Origin of the sequence: Dysgonomonas sp. ZJ279, from assembly GCF_011039205.1 — a bacterium.
Taxonomy (GTDB): domain Bacteria; phylum Bacteroidota; class Bacteroidia; order Bacteroidales; family Dysgonomonadaceae; genus Dysgonomonas.
Genome location: NZ_JAAKEL010000055.1, coordinates 1 through 1,394 on the forward strand (window position 1 = coordinate 1; position 1,394 = coordinate 1,394).

At 38.0% G+C, this 1,394-nt stretch carries 2 protein-coding genes; both read left to right on the forward strand.

Going from position 1 to position 1,394, the window contains the following annotated elements; translation table 11 throughout:
* The first annotated feature begins 52 nt into the window (after positions 1–52).
* Positions 53–391 carry a hypothetical protein gene (locus tag G7Y57_RS17930; RefSeq protein WP_221412159.1) on the forward strand — a complete coding sequence of 113 codons (339 nt, stop codon included), beginning with the start codon at positions 53–55 and terminating at the stop codon, positions 389–391.
* 133 nt (positions 392–524) lie between these two features.
* Entirely contained in the window at positions 525–1,370 is an 846-nt protein-coding gene (locus G7Y57_RS17825) for a transposase (RefSeq protein WP_255491511.1), read from the forward strand.
* Positions 1,371–1,394: the final 24 nt, after the last annotated feature.

The window sequence follows — 1,394 nt, forward strand, 5'->3', positions numbered from 1 at the left end:
GGATCAACCCGAATTCTTGTGGACTAGGCATTTTTTTTTCTAATTTCGCATCATGCAAACAGGCTATGAATTATTATTACCCGAAGGGTTGTTGAATTACTTTGAAGTAGTTGAAGTTGAAACGTTAGAAAAAGTCATTATCCTTCATTTAGATGAAAAAGTTTTGTCATCCCAAGAGAATAAAGACAATCAGTTTATCTCCAAAGGCTTTTATCCCCCTAGCGATATTCACGACTTTCCACTTCGAGGCAAAAGTTTAATTCTACGTGTACGTCGTCGTCGCTGGCAGAATAAACTATCAGGCAATCCCTATATGCGTGACTGGTCTGTAATTGCAGGGGGTACTCATCTAACAGCAGAATTTGCTGCTTTTTTAAAAGCACTATCTTGACACAGAACCAGTAAGTTGTTCTACCTTAGGTAAATTCTTCAACGTTAAGAGTAAGAAGCTGGAAGAATGGTATCGTTGCCTTTTATCAGGCTTTCATCAGTGGTCTGAGCGTGAACATGCTGATAAATGGCTCGTGTTTCCCCAAAACATTGGCTCGCATTTAAGTATAGACGAAACAGCCCTGACTTATGACGAACTATATACCATTATTACCAACAAAGCAGCAAAAGGTAAAAAAGGAGCATTAGTAGCTATTGTCAAGGGTACAAAAGCAGAAGATGTTATCGAAGTTCTCAAACAGATAAAAGAAAGACTTCGGAATAAAGTACAGGAAGTAACTTTAGATATGGCTGCCAATATGGAATTGATTGTTCGCAGAAGCTTTCCAAAAGCTGCCATTGTCACAGACCGTTTTCATGTGCAAAAACTGGCAAGTGAAGCTCTTCAGGATATGCGTATAGCTTATCGTTGGCAAGCTATCGATCAGGAGAATCAGGAGATTGAATTCTCCAAAGAAAATAAAAAATCTTACAAACCGTTAGTCTTAGGCAATGGAGATACCCACAAACAACTTTTAGCACGCAGCAGATATTTACTTTTCAAAGCTGAGAGCAAATGGACTCCGACACAAAGGATCAGAGCCGAAGTATTGTTTAATTATTATCCGAATCTGGAAACTGCTTATAAGCTATCTATGCAACTAAAAGGTATTTATGAACATACCAAAGATAAAACTCTTGCTCTTACTAGGCTCGCCAAATGGTATGAAGTAGTCGAACAATCGGGTTTTAAAACCTTTAATACAGTCAAAAGAAGTATAGCGGCTCATTACCAAACAATACTCAATTACTTTGATAATCGTTCTACTAATGCTTCGGCGGAGTCATTCAATGCAAAGATAAAAGCCTTTAGAACAATACTCAGAGGGGTAAAATGCATTCCCTATTTTTTATTCAGACTAACCAATATTTATGCCTAGTCCACAAGAATACGGCATGATCCG